This window comes from Sphaerisporangium sp. NPDC049003 (genome assembly GCF_043197795.1).
Taxonomy (GTDB): Bacteria; Actinomycetota; Actinomycetes; order Streptosporangiales; family Streptosporangiaceae; genus Sphaerisporangium.
In genome coordinates, this window is sequence record NZ_JBICTU010000015.1 from 185384 (window position 1) to 208093 (window position 22710).

Genomic DNA, 22710 nt, shown 5'->3' on the forward strand with positions numbered 1-22710 from the left:
CGCACACCCCTTACCGTTAGGTTAGTCTTACCTAAGTCGGACGGGAGGAACGCGTGACGAGAGACCGGGCACGGGGGTGCGAACACCCGGCCGGATGCCATACGGGCGAGGTGCCGGCGCTTGCGAGCGCGACCGTCGGCGCCCGGTTGTGGCTGCTCATCGAGCATGCCGGGCCGTGGGCGTCCCACCTGCCTGAGTGCGAGCTGCCCGCGGGGACCCACGCTCTCATCGAACGCGCCACCGACCTGGGCATTCGGCCCCAGCTCATCAGGCGGCCCCTGCAGCGCCGCGCGGCTCGGGGACCGGTCAGGGTCCTGGTGGCGGATACCACGGCGCCCTCCCCCTGGATCGCCGAGGGGTTCTTCGAGAACCCCGGCGATCTTGACCTGGGATCTCTTGTGCGCGGAGTGGTTCCGGAGTCCTGCATACTGGTGAAGGAGCCGGTGTTCCTGGTCTGCACGCATGCCAGGCGCAACGCGTGTTGTGCCCGCATTGGCCTTCCCATCGCGCGGGTTTTGGGTGAGAGCCTGCCGGGAAGAGTGTGGGAAACCACTCATGTGGGCGGCGATCGATACGCCGCTAACCTTGTGTGCTTGCCACACGGGCTTTACTACGGCAGCATGTCTCAGGCTGCTGCGATCGCGGCGGCAAACGCGTACCGGCACGGTGAGATCGTTCTCGACCGTTTCCGGGGACGCGCAGGCATCCCTGAGCCATCGCAGGCCGCCGAGCATTTCGTCCGGGCACACACGGGCGAGGTCTCGGTAGGCGGAGTGGCCGTGGAATCCACCAGGCTGGACGGTGACGTCACCGAGGCGATTGTGCGCCACGGGGACGTCCGGTTCCGGGTTGTGGTCGAGCGGACGGTGTTCGCGCCATGCGGTATGGCGTGCGCTGACACGATCATGACCTACAGGCTGGCGGCGCTGGAGCATCTCCAGCGTGGCACGCCTGTTCTGACCTGAGGCTCCTGCCGGAGCCGGGAACACCACGGACTATCACGGCGTTGGAACCAGGGACGCCATATGCGTCCAATGCGGCACAAACACGAAATACCTCTCACCTAAGGTGGTTTCTCATGTCTCAGGTACGTCGGCAGATCGCCCGCCCGCGCCCCAGCTGGGGTTGGCAGGATGACGCCGCGTGCCGGGGAGAGGACCTTGTGCTGTTCTTCGGTCCCGACGGCGAGCGTCAGCCGGAGCGCGACATCCGCGAGCGCAAGGCCAAGGCCATCTGCGCCCAGTGCCCTGTCCGTGCGGAGTGCCTCGACTACGCCCTTTCACGTCCGGAGAAGTACGGCACGTGGGGCGGGCTCAACGAGGACGAGCGCGCGTCCGAGCGCCGTCGGCGCATGCGGCGTGCCGCGAGCGCCGGAATCAGCGCTGCCTGAACCTCCACCGGCATGTTCCCCAGCATGATCATGCGGCTTCTCCGCTCCTGTACGCCTCCAGGGCCGCAATTGCCGCATGATCATGCGGGTGTCATTCCCCTCCGGGTCGGCACCCACACCTTCCCCCGTCCCCTACGCAGGCGAACCCTCTCGTTCACCGCCCCAGCCGCAGCAGGCGGAGGACGTCCGCGTCCGTCAACTGGTCGAACCGCACGTACCACTGGCCGACAGCGTGAAATCCGGGCGGGGTGGCGATCACGACCACCTCGTCCGCCTCGTCTCTGAGTTCCGCGACCGTCCTCGGCGACCCCACCGGCACGGCCAGCACCAGCCTCCGTGGCCCGGACGCCCTCACGGCGCGCAGCGCCGCGCGAGCCGTCGCGCCCGTCGCGAGCCCGTCGTCCACCACGACGACGTCCCGCCCCGCCAGCCTGGGCAGCGCGCGCTCCCCCCGGTAGGCGGTGACCCTCCGCGCGAGCTCGTGCCTCTCCCGCTCGACGACCGCCATGACGTCCGCCTCGGTGAGCCCGAGCCGCGACAGGAACGCGGCGTCGAGCACCGGCTCCCCGCCCTCGGCGATCGCGCCCACCCCGAGCTCGGGCTGCTCGGGGTGGCCGATCTTCCGGGTCACGAGGACGTCCAGCGGCGCGTCCAGCCGTTCGGCGACCGGCGCCGCCACCGCCACGCCCCCGCGTGGCAGGGCGAGGATCACCGGATCGGCGAGGCCGAGGTCCGCCAGCATCTCGGCGAGCTGGGCGCCCGCCTCCGCCCTGTCGGCGAAGGGCAAGGACACCCGCCGACTAGCGCCCATGCCCCTTTCGTACCCTTCCTCCCTCGCCGCAAGCGGTCAGGGACGGCCCTGGTTGCGCATGGACTTGTGGATGATCTTCCATTTGCGGGTCTCCTCGGCGCGCAGCCGGGCGTCGCCGCGCCTGGCCATCCACGCCGCCTCGCGCTGGAGCTTGCGCCAGCTTTCCAGGCGGCGTTCCGGCAGCTCGCCCGACTCCAGGGCTTCGAGGACGGCGCAACCGGGCTCGGTCCGGTGGGCGCAGTCGTCGAACCGGCAGCCCTCGGCCAGCTCCTCGATGTCGGAGAACACCAGGTCGACGCCCTGGCTCATCTCGTACAGTCCCACCCGGCGGATCCCCGGTGTGTCGATCACCAGGCCCCCGCCGGCCAGCGGGAGCAGCTCGCGGTGCACGGTGGTGTGACGGCCGCGCCCGTCGCCCGCGCGCACCTGCTGGGTCTCCATCACGGTCTCGCCCGCCAGCGCGTTGACCAGCGTCGACTTGCCCGCGCCCGAGGCCCCGAGTACCACCGCGGTACGCGAGCCGTCGAGGTGGCTCCGCACCACCTCGACCCCCTCCCCGCTGACCGAGCAGACGGCGTGGAGGTCCACGCCGGGCGCGACCGCCGCCACGTCGTCGAGCAGCCCCGGCAGGTGCTGCCCGACGAGGTCGGACTTGGTGAGGAGCACGACCGGCCGGGCCCCGCTCTCCCAGGCCAGGGCGAGCAGCCGCTCCACGCGGCCGAGATCGGCGAAGTCGTCGGCGTGCATCGCCGGTTCTGCGACGAACACCACGTCGACGTTCGCGGCCAGCACCTGTCCCCGCGAGTCGCCGGACAGGCCGCCCCGCGAGTCGCGCGCGACGCCGCCGCGCACGAGGGCGCTCCTTCGCGGGAGGATCGCGTCGAGCTCGTAGCGGCCCTCCGCCTGCCGGGTGAGCGCGGCCCAGTCGCCCACGCAGGGCAGGGCCACCGGGTCGTTCGCCGTCGCCCTGCGCAGCCGGGCGGCGTACTGGGCGGTGTGGTGGCCGTCGGCGGTGATGACGTCGGCGGCGCCGCGGTCGACGCGGGCCACACGGGCGGGGACGGCGCCACCAGGAAGATCGGCGGCGAGAGACTCGTTCCAGCCGAGAGAGAAAAGATCATGACCGAAAGTGGTCAACGCAGGCACCCTTCGAGAACCGGGCGCCCTGCGGCTTCAGCGCGTGAGCGGCGCCCGGGAGGAAACGGACGAGGAAATGGACATGGGCATCCTCAGAAAGACCCGCATCTTCCTCACCTCCCTGTCGCCGGGGCCGCGTCCTTCGAAAGCGGCGAAGCCGGGCCCACTTTATCGCGGGCCCGGCCGTCGCGGGCAACACATTTTCCCCGTGGGCCCGGCCGGGCGCCACGGGACTCCGGGCTCAGCTCAGGCCGGGCGCGGGGAACTTGCCGGTCAGCTCGCTGACCTCCCCGTGGACGCGCGCGATGACCTCGTCGGCGTCGTCCTTGGCGATGGCGGTGACGACCTCGTCGATCCAGGCGCCGATCTGGCGCATCTCGGCCTCGCCCATGCCGCGGCTCGTGACCGACGGCGTGCCGATGCGCAGGCCCGACGGGTCGAACGGCTTGCGCGGGTCGAACGGCACGGTGTTGTAGTTGGTCTCCAGGCCGGCGCGGTCGAGTGCCTGCGCGGCCGGCTTGCCCGCGGCGCCCTTGGACGTCAGGTCGATCAGGATCAGGTGGTTGTCGGTGCCACCGGAGACCAGGTCGAACCCTCGGCTCGACAGCTCGTCGGCCAGCGCCTTGGCGTTGGCGACCACCTGCCGGGCGTAGGCCTTGAACTCGTCGGTCGCGGCCTCGCGGAGCGCCACGGCGATCGCGGCCGTGGTGTGGTTGTGCGGGCCGCCCTGGAGGCCGGGGAACACGGCCTTGTTCAGGGCCTTGGCGTGCTCCTCCGATGTGGCCATCAGCATGGCGCCACGCGGGCCGCGCAGCGTCTTGTGCGTGGTGGTGGAGATGACGTCGGCGTGACCCACCGGCGAGGGGTGGGCCCCACCGGCGACCAGGCCCGCGATGTGGGCGATGTCGGCCGCGAGGATGGCGCCGACCTCGCGGGCGATCTCGGCGAAGGCGGGGAAGTCGATCGTGCGCGGGATCGCGGTGCCGCCGCAGAAGATCAGCTTGGGGCGGTGCTCCAGGGCGATGGACCGCACCTCGTCCATGTCGATGCGGCCGGTGTCCTGACGCACGCCGTACCTGACCGGGTTGAACCACTTGCCGGTGGCCGAGACCGACCAGCCGTGGGTCAGGTGGCCGCCGAAGGGCAGGCCCATGCCCATCACGGTGTCCCCCGGGTTGAGGAACGCCATGTAGATCGCGAGGTTGGCCGGCGAGCCGGAGTACGGCTGGACGTTGGCGTGGTTCACGCCGAACAGCGACTTGGCGCGGTCGACGGCCAGGGTCTCGACCTGGTCGATGACCTGCTGCCCCTCGTAGTAACGCTTGCCCGCGTAGCCCTCGGAGTACTTGTTCGTCAGAACGCTGCCGGTGGCTTCGAGGACGGCCCTGGAGACGTAGTTCTCCGAGGCGATCAGCTTGACGGTGTCGGCCTGCCGGCGCTCCTCCGCCCTGATCAGCTCGGCGATCTCCGGGTCGACGTCCGAAAGAGAACTCATGGCCCTACCCTTCGTTGGCATCTGGCGAAGACCCAGGCGCTCGGCCTCCGACCCTTTCGCTCCCTGGTGGTGACCCCACCCAGACGCGCCGGTCACGTCGCGTTAGACGATAGCGGACTCGCCGTTCCGGCTCGTTCCGTCGGGCCACAGGCGGTCGAACTCGGCGTTGAGCGTGGCCCCGATGAGCACCGCGAGCGCCGTGATGTAGAGCCACAGCAGCACCGCTATAGGGGCTGCCAGCGAGCCGTAGATGGACAGCGGCGTGAACCAGGCGGCCAGCACCTCGCGCAGGATCGCCGCGCAGACGATCCAGATGAGCAGGGCGAGCAGCGCTCCGGGCATCTCGCGCCACCAGCGCGTCCGTACGGCCACACTGACGTGGTACAGGAGCGTGAGGACGATCACCGACCCGATGACGACCACCGGCCAGTACAGGACCCCTACTAGACCGCTGTCCTGAGGCAGCGCCCCCGACAGGAGCGTGGGCCCGATCACCAGCACCGGTATGACGATGAGACCGATCACCAGGGCCGCGATGTAGAGCCCGAACGACAGAATGCGGGTGCGGATGATGCCCCGGGCCTCTCCGAGGCCGTAGGCGATGGAGATCAGGTCGACGTAGACGAACAGGGCCCGCGAGCCCGACCACAGCGCGAGCAGGAAGCCCACGGAGATCAGCGAGACCTGGCCGCCCTTGAGGACGTCGTCGAGCAGGGGTTGCACCACCCGGTCGACCGTGTTGCCGGTGAACAACAGGTGCGCCTGCTCCAGCACCCACCCCCGGGTCTCGGCCACGGTGCCCGAGCCGAGGATGCCGCTCAGGTGGCCGAGCAGGCCGATCAGCCCGAGGACGAACGGGGGCAGCGACAACAGCGCGAAGAACGCCGCCTCGCCCGCGAGACCGGTCACGCGGTAGTTGAACCCCGCCACCGTCGTCGCGCGGGCCAGCGCCCACAGGCGGGACCCGTCGACGGCCCGCCAGGCTCGGGACCCCTGGACCACCGAAAGGCCCGCCGTGGCGTTCTTCCTGGCCCTGGCCCTGACCAACCTCCAGCGGGCCGCCCGGCCCCGGGGGCCGGACGACCTGGTCGGAGCGTCGGTGGACGTCATGGCATCCAAAGGTATTCGCAACATGGCTCTACCACGACCCCACCCTGCAACGATCTCCGTTCGCGGCGTCTACCCCGTACGGCGGCGTTCTACCGGGGGAGGCGATTGCAACCTCCCATATTAGCTTTTAAGGGCAAATCAGCCCGGGGTCCGGTCAAGCGACCGTCAAGGGAGGCTCCGAAACTCCTTGCAGGTCAGGGAGCTAGGCGAGCGCCCTCGCCTGGCCGGGGGGACGGCCGCCGCCCGGCGGTCCCGCGAACGCCTGGGCGACCGACATCCACCGCGTGGCCGTCGCGCCGCTCACCGCGAGGCCGGTGTCGGCGAGGTCGCAGCGCTGGGTGACCAGCAGGCAGAAGTCGAGCGCCGGGCCGCTGACCAGGTCGGCGGCGTCCCGCGGGCCGTGGTTCCACGGGGTCCCGTCCGGGAGCGTCAGCTCGACCCGCACGGGATCCGGCGGTGGATCCATCCCCCGCATCGCGAAGCCGTACGGCATGGCCAGCACGCCGAGCAGGGCCACGTGGCGGAGCCGGACGGTCGGCACGCGCACGATCTCCAGCGCGTCGGCCACGTCCTGCCCGTGCGCCCAGGTCTCCATCAGGCGCGCGGTGACGAAGGAGGCGGCCGACATGTCCGGCCCGTACCACGGCAGCCGTACCTGGGCGCCGAGCCTCTCGAAGGCGTCCAGGCTACGGGCGCGGGCCGTGCGGAACCAGTCGAGCACCTGCTCCGGCGCGAGGCTGCGCGCGGCGGCGGCGATCTCGTCCACCGCGGAGTCGCCTCGGGCCATCAGGGCCGGCAGCGCCACCCGGAAGCCGTCGGGGTCGGTCGCGGCCGTGGTCGCGGCGTCGTCGAACCACGCCAGGTGCCCGATCTGGTCTTGTACGTCCCATCCCTCGGCCGGGGTGGGAAGCGCCCAGCCGTCGGGGTCCAGCGTGCGGATCATGGCTGTCAGCTCCGCGCTCTCCGCCCGGAGATCGGCGATCAGCTCGGACATGGAGACGCCCATGACACCTCCGCGTTACGTGGGGCTCGCGCCAGCGTAACCGAGTCATGTTCTAGAAGGAACAGGAGGAAAATGGGGGATGTGATCTGTGAGGAGTGCAAGGACGACCGGCACGACGAGTGCCCCGGCGGCTCCTGGTGCGACTGTCAGCACCGGCCTCCGGACGAGCCCCGGGAGCCTCCGCTCTCCTGGCCGGGCCAGGGCTGAGCACGCCGGAAGTCCAAATTGTGGACCCGATATTGGACATCCGGCACACGGGGGGTATTGTCTGGGACATGCCAGCGGATCCGCTTCTCGTCGTGCGACGCCACGTCGACTTCCTGCGTGTCCGCAGTGCCATCTGTAGTGACGCCCGTTGATCGTCGCTCCCTGTTGACTTCTGCCAGCACGGGCGCGTGACAGGCGTCCTTTTTTTGTGCCCCCGCACTCGCCGTTGAGCCGGGAGGCAGGCCTGTCCGCGTGCGTGTGACCTGATGACCATTCTCGGCAAAGGACGCACCATGACCAGCCCGCCCAGGCCTGCGAACCGCCACCACAAGCGCCCGCGAGGCGAAGGCCAGTGGGCTCTCGGTTACCGTGAGCCGCTGAACAAGAACGAGGAGAACAAGAAGAACGACGACGGGCTCAACGTCCGTCAGCGGATCATCGACGTCTACTCGAAGCAGGGATTCGACTCGATCGACCCCGCGGACCTTCGCGGGCGGTTCCGGTGGTTCGGCCTCTACACCCAGCGCAAGCCGGGCATCGACGGGGGCAAGACCGCGATCCTGGAGCCGGAGGAGCTCGACGACCGCTACTTCATGCTCCGCGTCCGCATCGACGGCGGGCAGCTCAGCCTGGCCCAGCTCCGCACGATCGCCGACATCGCCAACACCTACGCCAGGGGCACGGCCGACGTCACCGACCGGCAGAACATCCAGCTCCACTGGATCGAGGTCGAGTCGGTCCCGGCGATCTGGGAGGCGCTTGAGGCCGTCGGGCTGTCGACCATGGAGGCCTGCGGCGACACCCCGCGCGTCATGCTCGGCTGCCCGCTGGCCGGCATCGACGCCGAGGAGGTCATCGACGCCACCCCGCAGATCGAGGACACCGTCTCGCGGTACATCGGCGACAAGGCGTACTCGAACCTCCCCCGCAAGTTCAAGTCGGCGATGAGCGGTTGCCCGGCGCACTGCACGGTCCACGAGATCAACGACATCGCGTTCGTCGGAGTCACCGACGAACACGGCGAGAAGGGCTTCGACCTGTGGGTGGGCGGCGGCCTGTCCACCAACCCCATGCTGGGCAAGCGGCTCGGCACCTTCGTCCGTCCCGAGCAGGTGCACGAGGTGTGGGCCGGGGTCATCGGCATCTTCCGCGACTACGGCTACCGCCGGCTCCGCCACCGCGCGCGCATCAAGTTCCTGGTCAACGACTGGGGGGCCGAGCGGTTCCGCGAGGTCCTGGAGAAGGAGTACCTCGGCTACCCGCTGCCCGACGGGCCCGCGCCCGAGGCGCCGCGTGGCGGGCGCCGCGACCACGTCGGCGTGCACCGGCAGAAGGACGGCGACTACTACGTCGGCTTCGCCCCCAAGGTCGGGCGGCTCGACGGCGACCGGCTCCACCTGATCGCCGACATCGCCGAGCGGTACGGCTCCGACCGCGTCCGCACGACCGTCGAGCAGAAGATGGTCATCCTGGACGTGGCGCCCGGCAAGGTGGACGGCCTCGTCGCCGACCTGGAGGCCGCAGACCTCCAGGTCAACCCGAGCACGTTCCGCCGCCAGACGATGGCCTGCACCGGCATCGAGTTCTGCAAGCTGGCGATCGTCGAGACCAAGGGGCTCGCCTCCGACCTCATCGACGAGCTGGAGCGCCGCCTCCCCGACTTCACCGACCCCCTGACCATCAACGTCAACGGCTGCCCGAACTCCTGTGCCCGCATCCAGGTCGCGGACATCGGGCTCAAGGGGCAGCTCATCACCGACGCGAGCGGCGCCCAGGTGGAGGGCTTCCAGATCCACCTGGGAGGGTCCCTGGGCGTGAACCCCGGTTTCGGCCGCAAGGTCCGAGGGCTCAAGGCGACCGCCGCCGAGCTTCCTGACTACGTCGAGCGCGTCCTGAAGAACTTCCAGGGCCAGAAGAACGACGCGGAGAGCTTCTCCGAGTGGGTCCAGCGGGCCGACGAGGCGGACCTCAAGTGAGCTCCGGCCAGGGCCCGCTGAGGGGGTGGCCCGCGTGACCGAGCGCGCGGTCCCCTTCCACTGCCCGTACTGCGGCGACGAGGACCTCGAACCCTATGAGGGCGACGGCGGCTGGTACTGCCGATCGTGCGCCCGCGCCTTCAAGCTGAAGTTTCTCGGCATCGGCGTGCGTTCATGAGCGGCGGCGAGCTCGGAGCCCGGCCGCGCCGCACGGCGCCCGCACACACTGACGAACGAGGAGTGGTGAGCAAGCCATGACGATTGTCGACATCGAAACCGGCTTGGAACGCCAGCGCGGCGTGCTCGACCTCCGGAGCATCGTCGACTCGGCGGCCGAGTTCCTGGAGGAGGCCTCCGCGCTGGAGATCATCCGCTGGGCGGCGGCGACCTTCGGCGACCGGCTCTGCCTCACCTCCTCAATGAGCGACGCGCTGCTGATCGACCTCGTCAGCCGGGTGAAGCCGGGCGTCGACGTGCTGTTCATCGACACCGGTTACCACTTCGCCGAGACGATCGGCACCCGTGACGCCGTGCGGCAGGTGTACGACGTGAACGTCATCAACATCACGCCGTCCCGCACGGTCGCCGAGCAGGATCGCGAGCTGGGCCCGCGCCTCAACGGCCGCAACCCCGACCTGTGCTGCTACCTGCGCAAGGTCGAGCCGCTGAACCGCGCGCTGGAGCCGTACCTCTCCTGGATCTCCGGCATCCGGCGCGACGAGTCGCCGACCCGAGCGAACACCAAGGTCGTCGAGTGGGACGCCAAGCGCCAGATGGTCAAGGTCAACCCCATCGCGCGCTGGACCCAGGACGACGTCGACAACTACATGGCCGACAACGGGGTGCTCATCAACCCGCTGCACTACGACGGCTACCCCTCGATCGGCTGCGCGCCCTGCACCCGCCAGGTCGCCCCCGGCGAGGACCCGCGCAGCGGACGCTGGGCCGGCCTGGGCAAGACCGAATGCGGCATCCACATCTGACAGTGAGGACGTAGTGACCACCTCCCGGTGGGGTCCGGCCCGACCTCTCACGAGGGCCGTGCCCGGACCGCCGGCACCGGCCCACACCCGGCTGCCGGTGACGGCCTTCCTCCAGGAGCGCCTCCCGCCTCTGGTGGCCGTGGCGCACGGGTCGCGTGACCCGCGCGCGTCCGCCACGGTGGAGGCCCTCCTCGACGAGGTACGGCTCTCGCGCCCCGGCGTCCCGGTCCACGCGGCCTACCTCGACCATGCCCGGCCCTCGCTCGGCGAGGCGCTGGCCGGCCTGGACGAGGCCGTGGTGCTGCCCTTGCTGCTCACCGAGGCGTACCACAGCCGCGTCGACATCCCCTCCGCGCTCGGGGAGGCGCGGGCGGGCCGTCCCCGGCTCCGCGTCCACCAGGGGGCCACTCTCGGGCCCCACCCGCTGCTGATCACGGCCCTTTCGCGGCGGCTCGCGGAGGCCGGGGTCGAGATCGGCGACCCGGGCACCGCCGTGGTGCTGGTCTCGGCGGGCTCCAGCGACCGGCGGGCCAACGCGGTGATCGCCGCGATGGCCCGCGAGTGGGCGCTCTCGCACGGCTGGCACTCGGTCACCGCCGCCTACGCCTCCGCCGCCTCCCCCACCCCCGAGGAGGCCGTGCTGAGGCTCCTGGACGGCCACCCGGCCCCCGGCCCCGCACGAGCGGGGGCCCTCGCGCGCCAGCTCATCGTGCCGGGGGCCGTCGCGCCCGAGGCCGGAGGCTCGGGCCGTACGCCCCGTCCGGCCAGGGTCGTGGTCGCGCCCTACCTGCTCGCCTCGGGTCACTTCGCCGACAAGGTCCGCCGCGACACACTCGAAGCCGGAGCCTCCGCCGTGGCCGACCCCCTCGGCCCCGCCCCCGAACTGGCCACCGTCCTGCTCGAACGCTACGCACAGGCCGTACGGGCGTTCCGGACCGGCACGTGCGCCCCGGCTCGCAACTGAACCACGCAGCGTCGCTGAGGTCGGCCGAGCGGTTTCGGGATCGTGCACGAAGAGAAGCCGCCCTTGATGTCGAAGGCCAGGCAGCCATCCACACGAAACGCCTGGTCCTTGATTTCCCGCAGGAAAGGGCCGTTGTAAAGGAGGTGCGCTAAGGACGGCCGGCTGGCTCAGCCAACCTCCCGCGCCTGACACCCTCAAGGAAGGCATCCCAATCGGTCCAGGCGAAGACCAGGATCGGACCGGGATCTTTGGAGTCACGTACTCGGACGAGACTGTCAGAGCCTGTCCTGCCGACCTCCACGCATTGCCCGCCATTAGCGTTACTCCGGCTGGACTTACGCCAGATGACCGGGGAAAGATCCCTCACCGACATGCCTCTCCATCCACTCATATTTCCCGCATCACCTGCGCGATCAAGTTCCGAGTCGGATCCGGGCCAAGCGACAGAGCACGCAAGTGGTTGAAGAGCAGAACGTAAGCGTCTACTTCTGATGGATCCTCCAAATAGACGCTTCCCTGCCAATACTCAACGTACACGGTGTCCGGATCGGCGGGTTTGGGAAAACTCAAGATCGTAAAACCGCCGTCCATCGCGGGATGAACACCGGCAGCAAAAGGCAGGACCTGGATCGTGAAGTGGTTCCTCTGAGAGAGATCGATCAGCCGTTGGAGCTGATCGCGCATCGTCTTGGGTTCCCCCACCGTACGGCGAATGACCGCCTCATTGATGATCAACCATATCTTCGGCGGATGTTCCCGCTCCAGCACTCGCTCCTGGCGCTTCATCCGAATCGACAGTCGTCGCTCAAGTTCCTCGGTCGGCGGCAGTACGGGCGCGGACCGCATGACGGCTCTGGCGTACTCCTCGGTCTGTAGCAGTCCGGGCACGAACTCTGGTTGGTACTCCTGAAAGGTGGAAGCCTCCTCTTCCAGGCCTACGTAGCTCTGCGCCCACTCCGGGATGGCCTCGGACACCTTGTACCACCACCCACGCTTCCGCGCATCGCGCGCGAGTTGCGTGAGCGCGTCCCGACGCTCGTCGGCTACTCCATAGAGTTCGAGCATCAAGGCCACGAGGCCCACCGTGGCGGCACTCGTGGCCGATTCGATCCGAGTGATCGTGACAGGTGAGCAGCCTGCGTGCTCGGCTACCTGATCTCTCGTCAGCCCTGCTTCCTTGCGGAGGCGTGCGAGTTCCGCAGCGAGACGACGTCTGCGTACCGAAGGGCTTCGCTGTGCGCTCATGACGTTCCTCTCCGTGATGGCCATCGCAGTATGTCGAATCGATCTTCGTTCATCAATCTGCACTTTGTTCATCCTGATATCTGTTGCCGAAGGCGCATCGGTCATGCAAACTGAGCACCCAGCGTGACCGTTCGGTCATGGATTGCTACGGCGCCATGGTCGTCGGCCTCATCGGCGGAAGGGGTGAAGGGATCATGAATGCGCGCGATGCCCTATGGCAGGTACACCTCGTCGAACTGGCTTCGGAGTTGAACGACCTGGGGTTCGACTCCGTCGTTCGGCTTCCTCCCGGACGACGGGCGAGTTTGGAGATCTTCGTACCGCCGGGTCGGCCGAGGACCACTCGACAACGGCGGGACGCTACATCGGAGCCCACGCGGCCCCGACGGACCCGGGCCTGAGCGCGGGGGCTCTCCCGGCGTATCGCGGGGGTGGGCTGGTGAAGGCGCTCGGGCTGCTGGGGCGGGTCGACGTGCCCGCGCGGGTCACCGCCGTCCAAAGGGCCCGGCGCTGCGTGCGGGAGCTGCTGGAAGGCACCGATCACCCGCAGACCGACGACGCGTTGCTGCTGGTCACCGAACTGGTCACCAACGCGGTGCGGTACTCCGACTCGGGACGCTGCCCGGCCGGGCGGGTCACCATCGCCGTGGCCGACCACGACGGGACGCTCCACATCGACGTGACCGACGCGGGCTCGTCGGAGAACCGGCCCACGCTGTGCCTGGAGACCTGTCCCGACAGCGGCGGCGGACGCGGCCTCTGGCTGCTCCAACAGGTGGCGACCACCTGGGGCTGGTACGAGACCGCCACCGGACGCGTGGTCTGGTTCCAGCTCGCCGGCAAGTGACGAATCTCCGCCCTCCGCGTCCAGGTCCCACCAGGACCGCTGTGGAGTGGATCGAGGCTCCCGCGAATCAGGGCGGGGCTTGTTCATTGCCAGGGATAGGTGTTTCAGCGCCCGTACATGCCGTGCCGTTGATCTTAATCCGACTACGCACAGTTATCATCTACTACGAGGCGTGATGGTATGTCGGGATGCTCGATCTATCGGGCCGAGTGTTCGGGCTTCGCATGGCCTCTGTCATCCACCTGAGCATTGGATCAAAGATGCGTAAATCGTCCTACCTGATCGCCGCGACCGCCGGCCTCGGCCTTGTCGCGGCGACCGCTCTGCCCGCCATGGCCGTCGACACCACGGTCACCTTCGCGATCACCACCGCCGGCCTCACGATCACCGCCCCGGGGTCGGTGAACATCGGCTCGGTGGCGGCCGGCGGCGCCACCATCTCGGGGCAGATCGGTCCCGTCACGGTGACCGACCTGCGCGCCACCCTGAACGGCTCCTGGACCGCGACCGTCAGCGGCACCGATTTCACCACCGGCGGGGCCACCGGGCCCGAGACCATCCCGGTCATCAACGTCAGCTACTCCCCCGGGCCGGCCACCGCCACGACGGGCACGGGCACCTTCACGCCCGGTCCCGGCGGCATCATCAACGTGCCGGAGATCGCGTTCACCGGAACCGCGCTCACGGGCAACAACAGCGCGACCTGGAATCCGACGCTCACCGTGACGATTCCGGCCGCGGCCGTCGGGGGCACGTACACCGGCACCGTCACCCACTCGGTCGCCTGACCCGAGCCGACGACAATCGTGCCTCTTCGTCACCTCGCTTTGGGACTGCTGGCGGCCGGGGCGCTCGCCCCGGCCGCCGGCAAGCTCGCCGGACCCGCGCCGGGAGCGGCGGGATCGTCCGGAAAGAGCATCGGGATGCGCCTGGTCGACGCGCCCGTCGACGCGCGAGCCAACTCGCGGGCCTGGTGCTACATCATCGACCACCTCGCGCCGGGTTCGGTCATCCACCGGCGGGTCGAGGTGTCCAACGCGACCGACTCGCCGAGGACTCTTTCGATCTACGCGGCGGCGGGGGCGATCCGTGGCAGCAAATTCGCGTTCGCTCCAGGTCGCACGCCCAACGACCTGTCCACGTGGACCACCACCGACCGGCCCGAGGTCGCCATGGCGCCGCATGCCCGCTCGATGGTCACGGCGACCATCGCGGTGCCGCGCGACGCCGCCCCCGGCGAGCGCTACGCGGTGATCTGGGCCGAGGCCGCCACGCCCCCGCCGCGCAGTGGAGGCGTCGCCGAGGTCAACCGCGTCGGCGTCCGGATCTACCTGTCCGTCGGACAGGGCAACCCGCCGGCGTCCTCCTTCACCATCGACTCACTGACCGCCCAGCGGTCGGAGAACGGCCGGCAGATCGTCCTGGCGCAGGTGCGCAACACCGGAGGCCGCGCGCTCGACCTCGTCGGCGACCTGCGACTGTCCCACGGCCCCGCGAACCTGAGCGCGGGCCCGTTCAAGGTCTCGACGGGCACCACACTGGCTCCCGGCGACTCCGGGCCCGTCATGGCCGTCCTCAACGAGCAGGTGCCCGATGGTCCGTGGCGCGCCCGCGTCCGTCTCCAGAGCGGGCTGACGAAAGCTGGCGCCGAAGCGACCATCCGGTTCCCCGCCTCCGCGGGGATGGCGAGGGCGGTCAATGCGGAGCAGGACACGAGCCACCTGCCCATCGTGGTACTCGTCGGCGGCGGTGTCGTCCTGTGCGGGCTCGCGACGGCCACGGGCCTGCTCGTCCTGCGAAAGCGCCGTTCACGCAGGGAACTGAGTGCCGCCGGGAGCGACCTCTAGGCGACCGAGTGGGTGATGGTGCCGGTGTAGGTTCCCCCGACAACGGCGGAGGGCAGGGTCACGTTGATCGTCGGGTTCCAGGTGGCGGAGTTGTCACCGGTGCCGCTGGAGACCGAGAAGGCGGTGAGGGGGGAGCCGAGGTCGCCCGGGGTTCCGGGGGTGAACGTCCCGCTGCCGGTCGTGCTCGTGGCCGAGCCCGGGTCATAGGTGACCGACCCCCTGGCGATGGTCTCGGGCGCGGTCGCACCGCCGGTCGTGAAGTCCGTCGAGCTCACGGTCGCGGTCCAGGCGGTACTCGGGCCACCTCGCGCGTCGGTCACGGTGACCGCGCCGAGCGATCCCGACAGACTTCCTGCGCCGGCCGCCGCGGAACCCAGGTTCGCGGTCGCGGGCACGCTGATGGACAGGGCGCCGTCGGCCTTGGTGATGGTGTCGGTGTCCAAGGTGACGGCGCCGTCGCGAGCCAAGGTACGGCCGTTCACCGTCACGCCGGTGGTCACAGTGATCGAGGTGAGCGCGAGGATGTCCCCTGCGAGAGTGGAGCCCGTCCCGAGCGTGGCCGAGCTTCCGACCTGCCAGAACACGTTGTAGGCCTGGGCCCCTCCGGTGAGGGTCACCGTACTGGCGGACGCGGTGATGAGAGTGGAGGCGGCTTGGAAGACGAAGACCGCGTCCGGGTTTCCCTGCGCGTCGAGGGTCAGGTTCCCCGTGATCTGGAAGGTCCCGGCGGCGGAGTCGTAGACGCCGGGCGTCAGAGTGGTCCCGCCGAGTTCTGTCGGCACGGTGGTGGCGGGGGTCCGGGAGGCGGCGTCGTCGTAGGCGGCGGTCAGGTCGGCCTGCGCCTGCGCGGCGGCGGCGTCGGCCGCGTGGATGGTTCCCGCCACCGTGCCGGGCGGGAAGCCGGTCACGGACGTACCCGGGCTCAGGCCGAGATCCCCGGTGACCGCACTGGAGCCGGTGTTGGTGACGGTGCTCCCGGCCAGGACCGCGAAGGCGCCGGCGGCCCCCAGGCTCACGCGCGGTTGCGGCGCGCGCGCACCGGCCTGGGTGGCGACGAGCACGGCCATCACGGGGACGAACGCGAGGACCGCTGAGAGGAACAACCGGGACGAGCCGGCGGCGGGAATCGACCCCGTCCCGTCCACCTGCGCCCACGCCGGTCGCGAAGCCCCGGCACGCCGCGGCACCGGCAGGAGATCCCTCATGAGCCCTTCATTCCTAGGCGGATTTGACGCGGGAGGAGCCCCGGCGATCGCGACCCTCACCCCCGTCCCTCGGCTTGTCGATCACCCTTGTTGTAACACCTGACCGGACCAACATGGGGACGACGTGCCGTCTGGACGCGAGACCTTCCATGATCACCAATGTCGGCCACGGCCCTTTCGCGGCGGCCGCGGTGGAGACCGGCGACCCGGACACCGCCACGTCTCCAGCCGGACTGGGGCTTGAAAAGTGATATCACTTTGCTATGATTTTGCCTATCGACGACAATCCCCCGACGGACGGTGGCAAGCGATGGAGAAGATCGACGAGGTGGCCGTGGAGATGCCGGCGCCGCAGGTGAGCGAGCGGCGTCCGCTCAGCGTGTCCGGCTGGCCCATGCTCGGCCTGGTCCTGCTCATGACGGTCGCGGGCGTCCTGGTGCTGAACCGGGCGAACGAGGGCGGTTCAGCCAATCTGGTGCCGGTGGGGATCGTCCTCCTGCTGGTGGCGGTCCTGCTGCTCAGCGGCATGATGGCGATCGCCCCCGGGGAGGCCAGGGTCGTGCAGCTCCTCGGCCGCTACCTCGGCACGGTGCGCACCGATGGGCTGCGCTGGGTGGTCCCGTTCACGCAGAAGCGGAAGATCTCGACCAGGATCCGCAACCACGAGACCGGCGTCGCCAAGGTCAACGACGCCGACGGCAACCCGATCGAGATGGCGGCGGTCGTGGTGTGGCAGGTGGAGGACACCGCGAAGGCGGTCTTCGAGGTGGACGACTTCGTGGAGTTCGTCTCCATCCAGACGGAGACGGCCGTCCGCCACATCGCGGGCAGCTACCCGTACGACTCCCACGACACCGGCCAGCTCTCGCTCCGCGACAACGCCGACGAGATCACCGGCAGGCTGTCGGCCGAGATCTCCGCGCGCGTCGCGTCGGCCGGGGTCAAGGTCATCGAGTCGCGGATCACCCGCCTGTCGTACGCCCCGGAGATCGCCCAGGCCATGCTGCGGCGCCAGCAGGCCGGCGCGGTGGTCGCCGCCAGGCAGCAGATCGTGGAGGGGGCGGTGGGCATGGTCGAGGCGGCCCTGCACCGGCTCGACGCGGCGGACGTCGTCGACCTCGACGACGAGCGGAAGGCGACCATGGTGAGCAACCTGCTCGTCGTGCTGTGCGGCGACAGGGATGTGCAGCCGGTCGTCAACACCGGCTCCCTGTACCAGTGAGCGAGCGGAAGAAGATCCTCCTGCGGCTCGACCCGGCCGTTCACGACGCGATAACCCGGTGGGCGGGGGACGAGCTCCGCAGCACGAACGCGCAGATCGAGTTCCTGCTCCGCCGGGCCCTCGCGAGCTCCGGCCGGCTCCCCGGCGACGTGGGGCGCATGCCCCGTCGTGGCCGCCCCCCGAAAGACGACGACAGCGCCGAAGCGGCGAGCGACGACCACATCGGCGCTGGACACACCGGTGGTGGACACACCGGTGAGGGAGAGGAGTGACCGGTGAACATACCCGAGTCCCTGCATGAGCGGGTCTACCTGCTCGCTTACGACACCGAGCGGGGGCGCACGGCCGAGCGCCGGCACCTCGGCTACCTCCTGCGCGCGGGCGTCCTCGCCGAGCTGCTGATCCAGGGCCACCTCGCCGACGCGACCGGCGGACCGGTCGCCCGCACCCCGGCGGTGGCCGATCCCCTGCTCGACGGCGTGCTCCAGCAGATCGCCGGCTCGCGGCGGCGCACCTGGCAGCACTGGGTGAGCAAGGGCTCGGGCGCCACCGCGCGGGAGGTGCGCGACCGGCTGGAGTCCGGCGGCTGGATCCGCGTGGAGCACGGCCGCTTCCTCGGCGTCTTCCCCACGGCCCGGGTGAGCGTTCGCGACACCCGCGTGGTGAGGCAACTGGTCGGTATGGCGTCCACGGCCCTGCGCGCCGGGCAGCCCGCGTCGCGGCTCGACCCGAGGGACGCCGCGCTCGCGGCCCTCGCGGCGGCGGTGAGGCTCCGTACCGTCCGGCCCCGGGCCCAGTGGCGCGCCCTCCGCAAGCGGAGCGACGAGCTGTCGGAGGTGGTGGCCCCGGTGCCGCAGGCCCTTCGCAAGGCCATCCAGACCGCCGAAGCGGCGGCGGCCGCCGCCGGCACCTGACCGGCCGATCCGAACGAACCAGAGGCCGTCTCCGCCGGTTGCCGTGACCCCGCTACGAGCGGGGCGGGTATGGGACGGCGTAGCCGGCGCCGGTCCGCCCGAGCCCCAGCACTGCTACGGGCGGGGCGGATACGGGGGCTCGGGAGGGAACGGCGGCATCGGGGGGCCGCCCCGGCGGGTGTCTCTGCGGGCCTGGCGGCGCTGCTCGCGCCACTCGTGACGCTGCTCGCGCATCGCGTCATGGTAGGCCCGGTGAAGCTCGTGACGCTGCGCGTGGAGGGCACGCAGCTCCTCGCGGACCAGCTCCCGCCGCTCCCCCGCCCACTCGTTCCAGGCGGCCCGCACCCGGTTGATGGGCTTGGCGCGGGAGTCGCCGATGACCTTGACGTCGCCCATCAGGACGTACGCACGGACCCGGATCACCGGGACGTTCTGCCCGGGAGGCGCCTCCAGGACGTTGACCTTCTTGTCCCCCATGATGGCGACGCCGCTCAGGTCGACGTCCACGCCGTCCGGGACGATGATCTTCACGCTCCCCATCATCACCGTGGCGACGATGTCGACCTCATTGGAGCGCACCTCCGCCTCGCGCAGGTCGATCGTCACGTCGCCCATCACCGCGACCGCGCCGATCTCCTGGTCGACCCGCCACTTGCCGCGCCGCTTGGTGTCGCCCATGACCGCGACGTACCAGCGCCTGGCCACGCCGGGGCGGGGGGACGCGGGGGCGCTCGCGGGGAACGGCCGGGCGTCGGCGGCCCCCGGCAGGTCGGCCGTGAGCTGGGCCAGCTCGGCGTGGCTGGTGGCGAGGTAGGCGGCCTCGGTGCGCTCGGTCAGCTCCGACAGCGTCAGACGTCCTTCGACGGACGCTTCCCTGAGCCGCTCCACCACGGCCTCGCGCTCGGCGTCCGAGGCGCGCATACCACCCGGATCGTTCATGCCAACGAATCTAGCGCGATGTCCCCGCCAGTCCGATCCTCCGAAAGGAGGAATCCCGCCGTCAGGGGCCCGACAGGGCGGGGGCCGCCTCCAGCACGTCGCGGGCCAGGGCGGCGTCCCCCGCCACCCCCGCGGGGATCGTGGCGGGGGTGCCGCGCCCGCCGAGGAGGAAGCAGAACTTCACCACGTCGCAGGTGAGCTCGGCGTGCGCCGGAGAACCGTCGTCGGGTACGGCCGTGCGGGCGACGTCGAGGGGAACGTGCCAGGCACCTCCGCCGGGCCCGGTCAGCGTGAGCCGTACGGCGCGGCCTCCGCCGTCGACGCCGGAGAGCAGCATCGTCCAGGGGAGCAGCCGCGCGCAGAAGTCGGCCGTCGGGTGCAGGTGCTCGGAGAGCGGCCGGGGAAGGGACAGCCCGATCACCGTGGCGGCGTCGTGGGTGTGGATCCAGGTCTCCAGCATGCGGGCGAGCAGGTGGTCGGACACCGGGAAGCTCATGCCACCCGGGTCGACCGGTGTGGCGGGCTCCATCGTGGCCGCGCGCTCGCAGATCGCCTCCGCCTGGGCGCGCCACTCGGCACGGGTGCGCTCGGGCGTCAGGCCGTCAACGAAGGCGATCATGTCGGCGGTGCGGCCCAGGGTGTCGTTGGCGGCCAGCGGCGGACCGGCCACCGGGGCGCCGATCGCGGCGGCGACCAGGCTGTCGGTGGCGGCCAGGTGGCCCACGAGCTGCTGGAGTGTCCAGCCCTCGACGATCTTGCGTGACCAGTCGCCGGGCGAGGCGGATGCGAGCAGGGCGTCCATGGCGGCGACCCGCCCGGCGTACGAGGCGGCGAACCCGGTGACGACGGCCGGACGGCGGGCGGAGCGCGCGGCCGCCAGCAGCCGCGCCAGGGAGCCGTGAGGCGGTCCGTCGACGGCCACGGACATCATGTCGAGGCTCAGGCGTGTGAACGGGTCGGGGGTGCCGGGGATCTTCTCGCCGGGTCCCGGGTCGCGATCCACTGTCACACCTCCTCTTCGGCAAGCTCGTCGGCGAGCCTGCGAAGGCCCAGGCGGATCCGGGACTTCACGGTCCCCTCCGGCAGGCCGAGATCCTCCGCCGCCTGGCGGTAGGTACGGCCACGGTAGTACGCCAGCTCGATGGCCTCGCGCAGGCCACTGGGAAGCCGGCTGACCGCGAGCCGCACCCGGGCGACCTCGTCGGCGGCGAGGACCCACTCTTCGAGCGGGCTCGGCTCCGGCTCCGCCAGGCGCGGGCCGAGTGCCGAGACCCGGTGGCGCTCCTCGGTGCGGACGTGGTCGACGGCGCGCCGGTGGGCGATCGTCGCGAGCCACGAGCGCAGCGAGCCCCGGTCGGGGTCGAAGGCCAGCGGGCGCTCCCAGAAGGTGACGAAGACCTCCTGGACGATGTCCTCGGCGATCACCCGGTCGCGCGTGACCCGCAGCGCGAGCCCCAGCACCAGTGAGTACAGCCGGTCGTGCACCTCGCCCAAGGCGCTCTCGTCCCCGCCCACGACGCGCTGGTGAAGCGACCGGTCGTCGGTTTGCCCAGGCGCCTCCACCGGCCCCACCCCTCCTCGCTAAGCCACCCGAGCATCCCACTGTTCCCGCGAAATGTTGAGATGGATGGCGAAGCGCGTATCAAGAAGTGTGCTTCGCGACCCAGAAGTGCGCGTCGATTCACCCGGAGGCTCCCTTGACACACGATGTCTTCAACCAGGCCCCCCCGCTCACCGGCCACGACGTCTCCGCCGACCCGAGCCTGGTGGAGGGCGTGAAGCGCGAGGGCGCCGACTGGGCGCTCGGAGAGCTGCGCACCCTCGGCACGCTCGCCGGGTCGTCCAGGGCGCAGGAGTGGGGCCGTCTCGCCAACGAGCACCCGCCCGTCCTGCGCAGCCACGACCGGTACGGCAACCGGATCGACGAGGTGGAGTTCCATCCCGCGTGGCACGAACTGATGGCGGTTGCCGTCGGCCACGGCCTGCACGCCACCCCCTGGACCTCGCCCCGGCCCGGAGCCCACGTGGCCCGCGCCGCCAAGTTCTACGTGTGGTCGCAGGTGGAGGCGGGTCACGGCTGCCCGATCTCTATGACGTACGCCAGCGTGGCGGCGCTGCGGCACACCCCTGCCCTGGCGGCCGAGTGGGAGGGGCCGCTGGCGTCCAGGAACTACGACTTCGGCCTGCGGCCGGCCTCCGCCAAGCGCGGCGTACTCGCGGGAATGGCGATGACCGAGAAGCAGGGCGGCTCGGACGTCCGCGCGAACACCACCAGGGCCGAACCGCTCGGCGACGGCACCTGGGCCATCACCGGGCACAAGTGGTTCAACTCGGCGCCGATGTGCGACGTCTTCCTGATCCTCGCGCAGGCCCCGGGCGGGCTCTCGTGCTTCCTGCTCCCCCGCGTGCTGCCGGACGGCTCCCGCAACGCCATGCGGATCATGCGCCTGAAGGACAAGCTCGGCAACAGGTCCAACGCCTCGGCCGAGGTGGAGTACGAGGGCGCGGCGGCCTACCTGGTCGGCGAGGAGGGCCGGGGGGTCAGGACCATCATCGAGATGGTCAACATGACCCGGCTCGACTGCGCCATCGGCTCGGCCTCGGGCATGCGGTACGGGGTGACGCGGGCCGTCCACCACGCCACCCATCGCAAGGCGTTCGGCAGGGCGCTCGCCGGACAGCCCCTGATGCGCAACGTGCTCGCCGACCTGGTGCTTGAGTCGGAGGCGGCCACCGCCGTCATGATGCGCCTGGCCGGGGCCACCGACAAGGCGATCCGCGGCGAGACCGGCGAGGGCGTGCTGCGCCGCACGGCTCTGGCCGCCGCCAAGTACTGGGTGTGCAAGCGCGCCCCGGTACACGCGGCCGAGGCGCTGGAGTGCCTCGGCGGCAACGGGTACGTCGAGGAGTCGCAGATGCCGCGGCTGTTCCGGGAGTCCCCGCTCAACGGCATCTGGGAGGGGTCGGGCAACGTCGCCGCGCTGGACGTGCTCCGGTCCATCGAGAAGGAACCCCACGCTCTCGACGCCTTCTTCGAGGAGGTGGATCTCGCCGCGGGCGCCGACCGCCGCCTCGACGCCGCCATCGGCGAGACCAAGAAGTCCCTCGCCGACATGGCCACCGCCGATCACCACGCCCGCCGGGTCGCCGAAAGGCTCACCCTTGTCCTCCAGGCGTCCTTGCTGGTCAGGCACAGTCACCCGGCCGTCGCCGACGCCTTCTGCGCCTCCCGGCTGGATGGCGACTGGGGCCACGCCTTCGGCACCCTTCCCCCCGGCCTGGACCTCACCACGATCATCGACCGGGCCGCCGTGAAGGCCGCCTAGTGTCGTGCACCTGAAATCTGTCGGATAATTTCTTATTCTGATGTGTATGAGGCATCCAGGTCCGTCTGCGGTACCGATCGAGTTAACCG

The 22710-nt window shown here is 70.4% G+C and carries 25 protein-coding genes; 14 read left to right on the forward strand and 11 right to left on the reverse strand.

The features are described from left to right. Positions 1-110: 110 nt before the first annotated feature. Entirely contained in the window at positions 111-965 is an 855-nt protein-coding gene (locus tag ACGFIV_RS18545) for a sucrase ferredoxin (RefSeq protein ID WP_392836249.1), read from the forward strand. 113 nt (positions 966-1078) lie between these two features. Next, on the forward strand, positions 1079-1390 hold the full coding sequence (locus ACGFIV_RS18550; protein WP_093171423.1) for a WhiB family transcriptional regulator: 312 nt from the start codon (positions 1079-1081) through the stop codon (positions 1388-1390). Positions 1391-1544: 154 nt separating this feature from the next. On the opposite strand, the gene ACGFIV_RS18555 is transcribed toward ACGFIV_RS18550, so the two are convergent. The 5 genes from ACGFIV_RS18555 to ACGFIV_RS18575 form a co-directional block, all read right to left on the reverse strand. Next, positions 1545-2201 carry a phosphoribosyltransferase gene (locus ACGFIV_RS18555; RefSeq protein ID WP_392836252.1) on the reverse strand — a complete coding sequence of 219 codons (657 nt, stop codon included), beginning with the start codon at positions 2199-2201 and terminating at the stop codon, positions 1545-1547. A gap of 36 nt (positions 2202-2237) precedes the next feature. Continuing rightward, positions 2238-3347, reverse strand: coding sequence for a ribosome small subunit-dependent GTPase A (rsgA, locus tag ACGFIV_RS18560; RefSeq protein WP_392836254.1), 1110 nt, complete (start codon positions 3345-3347; stop codon positions 2238-2240). A 232-nt stretch (positions 3348-3579) separates the two neighbouring features. Further along, on the reverse strand, positions 3580-4833 hold the full coding sequence (gene glyA / locus ACGFIV_RS18565; RefSeq protein WP_358554897.1) for a serine hydroxymethyltransferase: 1254 nt from the start codon (positions 4831-4833) through the stop codon (positions 3580-3582). Positions 4834-4935: 102 nt separating this feature from the next. Then, positions 4936-5943 carry a YihY/virulence factor BrkB family protein gene (locus ACGFIV_RS18570; RefSeq protein WP_392836258.1) on the reverse strand — a complete coding sequence of 336 codons (1008 nt, stop codon included), beginning with the start codon at positions 5941-5943 and terminating at the stop codon, positions 4936-4938. 202 nt (positions 5944-6145) lie between these two features. Then, entirely contained in the window at positions 6146-6949 is an 804-nt protein-coding gene (locus ACGFIV_RS18575; protein WP_358554891.1) for a TIGR03084 family metal-binding protein, read from the reverse strand. Between the two features lie 69 nt (positions 6950-7018). Here ACGFIV_RS18575 and ACGFIV_RS18580 point away from each other — a divergent pair, with 69 nt between their 5' ends. From ACGFIV_RS18580 to ACGFIV_RS18600, 5 genes are all read left to right on the forward strand, one after another. After that, positions 7019-7153, forward strand: coding sequence for a hypothetical protein (locus ACGFIV_RS18580; protein ID WP_358554888.1), 135 nt, complete (start codon positions 7019-7021; stop codon positions 7151-7153). Positions 7154-7446: 293 nt separating this feature from the next. Further along, complete coding sequence (locus ACGFIV_RS18585) at positions 7447-9129, forward strand: nitrite/sulfite reductase (RefSeq protein ID WP_392836261.1); 1683 nt, start codon at positions 7447-7449, stop codon at positions 9127-9129. A gap of 34 nt (positions 9130-9163) precedes the next feature. Next, positions 9164-9307 carry an Insertion element protein gene (locus ACGFIV_RS18590; protein WP_358509928.1) on the forward strand — a complete coding sequence of 48 codons (144 nt, stop codon included), beginning with the start codon at positions 9164-9166 and terminating at the stop codon, positions 9305-9307. Between the two features lie 76 nt (positions 9308-9383). Continuing rightward, on the forward strand, positions 9384-10112 hold the full coding sequence (locus ACGFIV_RS18595; RefSeq protein WP_392836264.1) for a phosphoadenylyl-sulfate reductase: 729 nt from the start codon (positions 9384-9386) through the stop codon (positions 10110-10112). 133 nt (positions 10113-10245) lie between these two features. Then, positions 10246-11076 carry a sirohydrochlorin chelatase gene (locus ACGFIV_RS18600; protein WP_392836300.1) on the forward strand — a complete coding sequence of 277 codons (831 nt, stop codon included), beginning with the start codon at positions 10246-10248 and terminating at the stop codon, positions 11074-11076. A 148-nt stretch (positions 11077-11224) separates the two neighbouring features. Here ACGFIV_RS18600 and ACGFIV_RS18605 read toward each other — a convergent pair whose 3' ends face one another. Both ACGFIV_RS18605 and ACGFIV_RS18610 read right to left on the reverse strand, forming a co-directional pair. Next, a complete protein-coding gene (locus tag ACGFIV_RS18605; RefSeq protein WP_392836266.1) occupies positions 11225-11467 on the reverse strand; it encodes a DUF397 domain-containing protein in 243 nt (80 codons plus the stop codon). After that, positions 11464-12426 (reverse strand): helix-turn-helix domain-containing protein, encoded by a 963-nt coding sequence (locus tag ACGFIV_RS18610; RefSeq protein ID WP_392836268.1) that lies wholly within the window; start codon positions 12424-12426, stop codon positions 11464-11466. The genes ACGFIV_RS18605 and ACGFIV_RS18610 overlap by 4 nt, the downstream gene beginning before the upstream one ends. A 334-nt stretch (positions 12427-12760) precedes the next feature. On the opposite strand from ACGFIV_RS18610, the gene ACGFIV_RS18615 reads away from it, so the two are divergent. The 3 genes from ACGFIV_RS18615 to ACGFIV_RS18625 all read left to right on the forward strand — a co-directional run bounded on the left by ACGFIV_RS18615 (position 12761) and on the right by ACGFIV_RS18625 (position 15015). Then, on the forward strand, positions 12761-13168 hold the full coding sequence (locus ACGFIV_RS18615; protein ID WP_392836270.1) for an ATP-binding protein: 408 nt from the start codon (positions 12761-12763) through the stop codon (positions 13166-13168). A gap of 260 nt (positions 13169-13428) precedes the next feature. Next, a complete protein-coding gene (locus ACGFIV_RS18620; protein ID WP_392836272.1) occupies positions 13429-13956 on the forward strand; it encodes a hypothetical protein in 528 nt (175 codons plus the stop codon). 18 nt (positions 13957-13974) lie between these two features. Then, positions 13975-15015: a peptidase gene (locus ACGFIV_RS18625; RefSeq protein WP_392836274.1), complete on the forward strand. Its 1041-nt coding sequence runs from the start codon at positions 13975-13977 to the stop codon at positions 15013-15015. Here ACGFIV_RS18625 and ACGFIV_RS18630 read toward each other — a convergent pair. Continuing rightward, a complete protein-coding gene (locus tag ACGFIV_RS18630; protein WP_392836276.1) occupies positions 15012-16220 on the reverse strand; it encodes an ice-binding family protein in 1209 nt (402 codons plus the stop codon). The genes ACGFIV_RS18625 and ACGFIV_RS18630 overlap by 4 nt on opposite strands. 310 nt (positions 16221-16530) lie before the next feature. On the opposite strand from ACGFIV_RS18630, the gene ACGFIV_RS18635 reads away from it, so the two are divergent. From ACGFIV_RS18635 to ACGFIV_RS18645, 3 genes are read left to right on the forward strand one after another with little or no spacing between them, the layout of a single operon-like run. Further along, entirely contained in the window at positions 16531-17442 is a 912-nt protein-coding gene (locus ACGFIV_RS18635; protein WP_392836278.1) for an SPFH domain-containing protein, read from the forward strand. Then, the gene (locus ACGFIV_RS18640; RefSeq protein ID WP_358554048.1) at positions 17439-17714 is read left to right on the forward strand and encodes a hypothetical protein; all 276 of its coding nucleotides are present in this window, start codon (positions 17439-17441) and stop codon (positions 17712-17714) included. The genes ACGFIV_RS18635 and ACGFIV_RS18640 overlap by 4 nt, the downstream gene beginning before the upstream one ends. A 3-nt stretch (positions 17715-17717) precedes the next feature. Continuing rightward, positions 17718-18356, forward strand: coding sequence for a GPP34 family phosphoprotein (locus ACGFIV_RS18645; protein ID WP_358554045.1), 639 nt, complete (start codon positions 17718-17720; stop codon positions 18354-18356). Between the two features lie 114 nt (positions 18357-18470). Here the strand turns inward: ACGFIV_RS18645 and ACGFIV_RS18650 are convergent, their stop codons facing one another. The 3 genes from ACGFIV_RS18650 to ACGFIV_RS18660 all read right to left on the reverse strand — a co-directional run bounded on the left by ACGFIV_RS18650 (position 18471) and on the right by ACGFIV_RS18660 (position 20858). Continuing rightward, the gene (locus ACGFIV_RS18650) at positions 18471-19295 is read right to left on the reverse strand and encodes a DUF1707 domain-containing protein (RefSeq protein ID WP_358554042.1); all 825 of its coding nucleotides are present in this window, start codon (positions 19293-19295) and stop codon (positions 18471-18473) included. A gap of 61 nt (positions 19296-19356) precedes the next feature. Further along, on the reverse strand, positions 19357-20298 hold the full coding sequence (locus ACGFIV_RS18655; protein WP_358554039.1) for a maleylpyruvate isomerase family mycothiol-dependent enzyme: 942 nt from the start codon (positions 20296-20298) through the stop codon (positions 19357-19359). Positions 20299-20300: 2 nt separating this feature from the next. Beyond that, positions 20301-20858, reverse strand: coding sequence for a sigma-70 family RNA polymerase sigma factor (locus ACGFIV_RS18660; protein WP_358554037.1), 558 nt, complete (start codon positions 20856-20858; stop codon positions 20301-20303). A 134-nt stretch (positions 20859-20992) separates the two neighbouring features. On the opposite strand from ACGFIV_RS18660, the gene ACGFIV_RS18665 reads away from it, so the two are divergent. After that, positions 20993-22621, forward strand: coding sequence for an isovaleryl-CoA dehydrogenase (locus ACGFIV_RS18665; RefSeq protein WP_392836284.1), 1629 nt, complete (start codon positions 20993-20995; stop codon positions 22619-22621). Positions 22622-22710: the final 89 nt, after the last annotated feature.